Origin of the sequence: Pseudomonas agronomica, from assembly GCF_025917275.1 — a bacterium.
In the GTDB taxonomy this organism is placed as follows: Bacteria; Pseudomonadota; Gammaproteobacteria; order Pseudomonadales; family Pseudomonadaceae; genus Aquipseudomonas; species Aquipseudomonas agronomica.
On record NZ_JAOSHO010000030.1, the window covers coordinates 20,805 to 27,325 of the forward strand.

Sequence of the window (6,521 nt, forward strand, 5' to 3'; positions counted from 1 at the left end):
TTTCCTTCAGGACCGAGCGAAACAGTTCCGACGGCAGCGTAATACTGTCGGAACACCTGTGGCGAGGGAGCTTGCTCCCGCTCGGCTGCGAAGCGGCCGTGAACCGGCGCATGCGGTCCATCTGAAGCGCCGCATTTGGCAGTTTCGGGGCCGCTGCAGCCCAACGGGGCGGTGCGACGTTTCGCTAAACCCCCTCGCCACAGGTCCATGAATCCGGCTTTCAGTCGAGGCGATCGATAGCCCGCACAAGATTTGCCCGTGCCTGCCGCTCGAATGCCTCGAAATAAGGGGCGGTCGTATAGAGACGCTCCCGGGCCAGGAAACCCTCCAGGACCTCGCGCCGCTTCTGACGGTACACAGGCAGGGGCACGTACTGATATTCAAGGCGGATTTGCCGGTCGTATTCCTCAAACCGCTCGAAGGAGGCCCCCAGGATTGCCAAGTCAGTATCCACCAGCACCGCCTCGTCTGCCGTCGCTGGAGCACCGTCGTGCCGTGTCACCATGACCAGGTCGTAAAGCCTGCGTCGTGTTTCCTCGTCCAGTCCGTTATCCCGTGCCACGTCGTCCAACCACTGTGCACTGCGCAGCTCGTTGTCGGTGCGAAGGGGGTCGTAGATCGCGTCATGAAACCACAGCGCGAGGTCAACTTCGGCGGGTGCCTGGCAAGCGGCGTTGACGAGCTGCCGTACGTGGAGGCACTCCGCCAGATGCTGGCGGTTGTGATAAGCGCGGTGTGGCTCGCAATAGCGTCGAATGAGTTCTTCAAACGTCTCTCGCGGTGCGTGCCTGACGCCGAGCTCCGCCCAGACCCGAGTCCAGGCGGCAAGGCCCCTGTCATCAGATGCTGCGAGATTGCGATGTCCCCCGGCCGGGAACAGGTCGGTTCTATCTGGCAGTTCCGTCATTGGTATTCCTCTGCGTGCCAATCCAGCGTTCCACCCAGTCGATCATTGTCGGCGCAGTGAAGGTCTGCGCTGGGTAGAACAGGTGTTCTTCACCCTGCATCAGGACCTGTCCACTACCTTAACGTGGTATTGCGCAAATAGCGTGCCGGTGAAGTGCCCAGTGTCTTGCGAAACATGCTGATGAATGAGCTGACTGACTCGTAGCCGAGCGCTTCGGCGGTTCTCTGCACCGATTGACCCTCGGCCAGGTTCTGCAACGCGACGATGATCTGCCATTGCTTGCGCCATTGGCCGAAGGTAAGGCCGGTTTCGCTTTTTACCAGGCGGGCCAGCGAGCGCTCGCTCATGGCCACATGCCGGGCCCAACTCGCCATGGTGGCGCGGTCAGCGGGATCTTGCGCCAGCGCCCGGGCAATCGTGCGAAGCGGGATCGATGCGGGCAAGGGCAGGTAAAGCTGTTCCGTCGGCGCCGATTCAAGTTCTTCAAGCAGCACGTTGGCCAACCGCGCAGGGCGCGAATCGGCCGGGTAATCCTGCGCCTGGCCGCTCAGGTGGCGAATGAGCTCAAGGATCAAGGGTGACAGGGCCAGCGTGCAACAGCGTTCTGGCAGCGACGCGGCGTCGGGTTCGACGAACAGGAAACACACCTGCCCGTTGGCCGTGACACGGTTGTTATGCGAGACGCCACCGGGAATCCACACGCCGAACCCTGACGGGACCATCCACACGCCATCTTCCACCGTGCACACGATGCCCCCGCGATAAGCGACCACCAGTTGTCCCTTGCGGTGTTTGTGTGTCGCCGATTCGCTGTCGTTGCGCTGGGGTTCCAGCATCAGCGCCACGGCGGGTTGGGAAAGGTTGTCGTACTCGAACTGATCGACGTGCAGGCGGTGGAGGTCGGTCATGGCGTGATCGAAGGTTGTCTGGATTTGATTATATTTTGGCAGTGTACTCAATATCGGCAGCGGCGGTCATTCCCTAGCATGAGCCACAAGCCCTCTCACAGGAGGCGGGCGAATGCTAGAACCTTCCGAATCCCGGTGCTTGCCATGCTCAGCGAAATCTCCATTGCCAACCTCTATTTCCCTCCGTTGCTGATCTACCTGGGCGTATCGGCCCTGGTCTACAAACTCATCGAGCGCGTGGCCCGTCGCTGGCTGGACGGGACGTGGCACCCGGCGCTGGCCCGTTTTTTCGTGTCGCTCATTGTCGTCTCGGCGATCGTCACCCACTGCTGAGCGAGGTCGGCCATGTCTATCGCCAAAATACTCAAGCCTGCCGTCACCCTGGGACTTGGCTTGCTGGCCGTGGTGTCCTGCCTGCAACTCTGGCGGGCGTATGTCTTGGCGCCCTGGACCCGGGACGGGCGGGTAAGCGCACAGGTCATTCGTATAGCACCGGAGGTGTCCGGTCAGGTCGTGCAGTTGTTGGCCGGCGACAACCAATGGGTGACAAAGGGCGAATTACTGTATCGCATCGACGCCCGTGCCTACCGATTGGCGCTGCAGCAGCGCGAGGCGGCGTTCGCCGAGGCGCGCAGTGTATTCGAGCAGCGCAGTGCGCAGTTCACGCGGCGGACCCGACTGGCCGAGGCCATCGCCCGGGAAGAAATAGATAACGCGGCGCGAGACTTGGCCGTTGCCCAGGCGCGCCTGGACGCGGCACGCAGCCAGCTGGCCCAAGCGCGGCTTGACCTGGACCGCACGACTGTCCGTTCACCGGTGGACGGCTATGTCACGCAACTTCGGCTGCAGGCCGGTGACTACGCTGAGGCGGGCAATACCAACCTGTTCGTGGTCGACGGGCACAGTTTCTGGGTCACCGGTTATTTCGAAGAGACCAAGCTGCCGGGTGTGCGCATCGGCGCTCCGGTGTCGATCAAGTTGATGGGGTTCGCCCCGCTGCTGGAAGGACATGTGGCAAGCATGGGCCGGGGGATTGCCGACGCCAACGAACTGCGCAGCGACAGCGGTTTGCCCAGGGTGAGCCCCACCTTCAGCTGGATTCGGTTGGCCCAGCGTGTACCGGTGCGCATCGAGTTGGACAAGGTTCCGGACGGGGTGGAGCTGGCAGCGGGCATGACCGCCAACGTCGAAGTGACGTCACCCGATACCGCCGCGCGCTGGCGACTGACCCAGTGGCTGCAGGCGTTCATGTGATGATGAATCCGGCGAAACAGCTTTTCGCGGCGATTCCGCGGCCGTGGACGGCGGTCACTTTTCCCTACGTGATGCGCAGTATTTTCGCGGCGGGTCTGGCGCTGTGGCTCGGCTTCCAACTGCACCTGGAGTCACCGTTCTCCGGCGCATCCACCGTGTTGCTGCTGGTGCAGCCCGTCCAAGGGGCCGTTCTCGGCAAGGGCTTTCATCGCATGCTGGGTACGTTGGTCGGCCTGGTGGCGGCATTCGTGCTGACAGGGCTGTTCGCGCAACAGATGCTGTTGTTCATCATGGGCATCGGGCTGTGGCTGGGCCTGTGCGTGGGGGCGATGACGGTGTTGCGCCATTACCTGGCCACGGCGGCGGTGGTGGCGGGTTACACGGTGTGCCTGGCGTTGGGGCCGGCCATCGTCGCGCCGGAGCAGGGATTCGATCACATCGTGGCCCGTGGCACGGCGGTGGCGCTCGGGGTGCTTAGCTTGGGCCTGGCCGTGACGCTGTTCAGTCCCAGGACGATGGAAAACAACATCCGCAGCGCGCTGGTCGATGTCTGTGTCCGCAGTGCCCGGCTGCTCGCTGCGACACTCTCCGGCGAGCCGACCTTGCAACAGGCGACGCAACGTCACGCGCTGGCCCTGGATATCGGCAAGGTGGACGATCAACTCGGGCTCGGCCGGGGCGAGTCGCCGTTGATTCGCTCCCGGCAGTCGGCGATTCAGGCAGGCCTGGCGCATCTGCAATCCGCCGTGCTTGATGTGTCCCTCGACGACCAGCACGCCGGACTCGCTCCGACGTTGCTGGCTCAACTGAGCATCGAATTGCGACAACTGAGTGAGCGGTTGATGGACCGCCGCGTTGACTTTCTCGCCGCCGCCGATTCGGTGGGGCGCCTTCGTCGCCTGGCGGATGATCGCGCTGACGGGGACCCCCACGCGCGGTTGCTCGGCGAACGGTTGGATGAACAACTGATGGACCTGGGCGAGGCCTTGTCGAACTTCTCCAGCCTCGATCACGCTCGCCGGGAGCAGGTCCGTGCCGTCGGGTATCACCGCGATTACGCTGATGCGGCGCGAAACGGCGTCAGGGCGCTGCTTGCCACGTTGGCCGCGGGTACGGTTTGGTATTTCACCGGTTGGGATCAAGGGCCCGCGCTGCTGGCGGTCCTGGGTCCATGCTGCACATTACTGGCGACGGCCCCTGCGCCTGCCCAAGGCATAACCAGCTTCATACGCGGCACTCTCTATGCCATTCTGGCGGCGGCGCTGTGCAAATTCCTGCTGCTGCCACAGATCAACGGTTTCCCTCTATTGCTGCTGGTGCTGGCTGCGTTCTGGTCATTCGGAATCCATGGGACGAGCCAACCCCGCCATGCGCTGCAAAGCATCGCTTACCTGATCGGGTTCAACACGTTGGTGAGCACCGGCGAAACTGCGTCCTACGATTTCGCCGATTTCGCGAACCAGGCGTTCGCCTGGATCGTCGCGATGCTGGTCTGCCTCCTGGCCTTCCAGATCGTGCCGAGGGATCCCGCCAGGCACGTCCAGGCATTGAAACGTTCACTGCACAAGGAAACACGTCTGCTGCTTCGCCGGGGCGGCACGATTAATCACCCCAAATGGCAAGCGAAACAACAGGGGCGGATCGTCGCCTTGAAGCGTTTGCCTGGCGCCGATAATCCGCATGCTTGCCAGGCGGGCTACTTGTCGTTGCTACTGAGCAAGGAACTGCGCCGGCTACAGCGCAAAGCGAGCCGGCTTGATCCGAAATCCCCCATCGCCCGATGTGCACAAACCGGCGCGCGGCGGGTGGCTCGATATGCCCATCATCCGGCAATCGGTGCCGTTCACGCACGGCGTACCTCCAGCTCGATGAGCAGGCTTGGCGAGCATGCACTGGCGATCACTTATCAACACTTGGCTTGGCTGCTGGAGCAATACGCGAATCTCGCACATCCCCGTCGCTGAGCCAGAACCCCAGCATCCGGTCGGGATTTTTGTCAGAGCAACACCCGACGAAGCCTGCCGCTTAACGGCACCACGCGCTCATCTGGCGTGGGCAACGGCCGCCCGACCAGCCCCATGCCTTCGCTGATCACAACCGCGTCCGGCAACAGGCACAGGTTGGACGGGGTATCCAGGTCGCGGGCGAGCACAGTGACCTGGGCTGTCTGCAAGTCGCAGTTCAGCAGTCGGCCGCTGAATCGGGTAAAGCCGCCATGCAGGGGTTCGCCGTTCCAGTCGGGTAGCAGGGGTTGTTGCAGGCGCTCGCAGAGTTCCAGCACCAACAGGTGACCATTGGGGCGCAGCACCAGTCCGGTGGGCAGTTGCAGGCCGCGAATCAGCACGTCGATCGCTGCATTGGCGGGCCAGACCCGGATCACCTGGCCTGCCTTCTCGGCAAAGTCGATGCCCTTGCGGCTCGGCTCGCCGTGCAGCTCGCCCGAGAACAGGCTGATCAGCACGGCGCCCGTCGCCGGTTCGTACGCCAGCGTCACGGGCACGGCTTCCTGGCCTTGATCCAGTTCGGGCAGTTGGGCCAGCACCCGTTCTTCCTGGCCCGTGGCGAACTCCACCAACTGATTGGTATCGGGCTTGACGGCCAGCCAGCTGCGGCGGGTCGGGTGGTAGCACAACGCATTGAGGTTGCCACGACTATGGAAGACGGGCTCAGGCGGTGTGTATTGCAGGTCCAGCAGCTTGGAGCCGGCGACGTAATCAGTCTGGCTGACCAGGCAGCGTCCGTCACCGCAGGCAATGTCCGACACCCCCATGATTTCGTCGCGCAGCATTCGCGCCTGCATGTTCATGGCACGGAAGCCCTGCGCGAGTGTTTCCCGGGGCAGGTAGGCGCCAGGGTTGTGCGGATCGGGTCGCAGTCGGCTGATACGACCGCTGAAGGGCTGGTCGGGCAGGCCCGAGCCCGCCTCGGTCAGCAGCAGGCTGCCGTCGGCGTGCAGGCTCAGGCCGCGAGGGTTCAGCAGGTCCTCGGCGATAAAGGTGCTGGGGCGCAGGCGTTCGTCGGGTTGCGCGGGGATCTGTAGGGGCGCGGGCATCGGTTCTCTCCATGAAAAAAGGGGCGCGGTTATTGCGGCGGTTGCCACGGTTCACCGGTGAGATAGGCCCGCAGCAGCGCCCGCTGGCAGGGCGACATCGAGCGCACCACGGGCATGAACAGCGTGGTGCCTTTGTAGGCATCCGAGGTGCGGGCGAGGATCGGGTTCTTGGCGCCGTTGATGGCGTCGGGCTGATTCAGCGGGATATAGCGCGACATGGCGGGGAATGCCAGGTAGTGAAAGCGCAACACGTTGGGGTACATCATCGGCCAGGTGATGGTGGTGCCCTGGGCAATACCGAAGTCGGTCTGGGCGTATTTGCGAAAGTTGGTGAAGCAGGCACTGCTGTCCAAGCCGTTGGCGGTGCAGGTCAAGGCGACAAAACCCGCCTGGGCGGCGC

General features: G+C 63.4%; 6 protein-coding genes and 1 pseudogene. 3 read left to right on the forward strand and 4 right to left on the reverse strand.

Features of this window, described 5'->3' with window-relative positions; translation table 11 throughout:
- Positions 1-220: 220 nt before the first annotated feature.
- Entirely contained in the window at positions 221-907 is a 687-nt protein-coding gene (locus OC610_RS04830) for an HD domain-containing protein (RefSeq protein ID WP_264426777.1), read from the reverse strand.
- A gap of 113 nt (positions 908-1,020) precedes the next feature.
- The gene (locus OC610_RS04835) at positions 1,021-1,815 is read right to left on the reverse strand and encodes an AraC family transcriptional regulator (protein WP_264426778.1); all 795 of its coding nucleotides are present in this window, start codon (positions 1,813-1,815) and stop codon (positions 1,021-1,023) included.
- 144 nt (positions 1,816-1,959) lie between these two features.
- Between OC610_RS04835 and OC610_RS04840 the strand changes: the two genes are divergently transcribed.
- Genes OC610_RS04840 through OC610_RS04850 form a run of 3 tightly spaced genes read left to right on the forward strand, consistent with a single transcriptional unit; the run spans position 1,960 to position 5,033 of the window.
- The gene (locus tag OC610_RS04840) at positions 1,960-2,148 is read left to right on the forward strand and encodes a DUF1656 domain-containing protein (RefSeq protein WP_264426779.1); all 189 of its coding nucleotides are present in this window, start codon (positions 1,960-1,962) and stop codon (positions 2,146-2,148) included.
- 12 nt (positions 2,149-2,160) lie between these two features.
- Positions 2,161-3,069 (forward strand): efflux RND transporter periplasmic adaptor subunit, encoded by a 909-nt coding sequence (locus OC610_RS04845; RefSeq protein WP_264426780.1) that lies wholly within the window; start codon positions 2,161-2,163, stop codon positions 3,067-3,069.
- Positions 3,070-3,071: 2 nt separating this feature from the next.
- Positions 3,072-5,033 (forward strand): FUSC family protein, encoded by a 1,962-nt coding sequence (locus tag OC610_RS04850; RefSeq protein WP_408636540.1) that lies wholly within the window; start codon positions 3,072-3,074, stop codon positions 5,031-5,033.
- Between the two features lie 32 nt (positions 5,034-5,065).
- Here the strand turns inward: OC610_RS04850 and OC610_RS04855 are convergent, their stop codons facing one another.
- Both OC610_RS04855 and OC610_RS04860 read right to left on the reverse strand, forming a co-directional pair.
- The gene (locus OC610_RS04855) at positions 5,066-6,121 is read right to left on the reverse strand and encodes a hypothetical protein (protein ID WP_264426782.1); all 1,056 of its coding nucleotides are present in this window, start codon (positions 6,119-6,121) and stop codon (positions 5,066-5,068) included.
- Between the two features lie 29 nt (positions 6,122-6,150).
- Positions 6,151-6,521: pseudogene (locus OC610_RS04860) on the reverse strand (hypothetical protein); the annotation flags it as partial.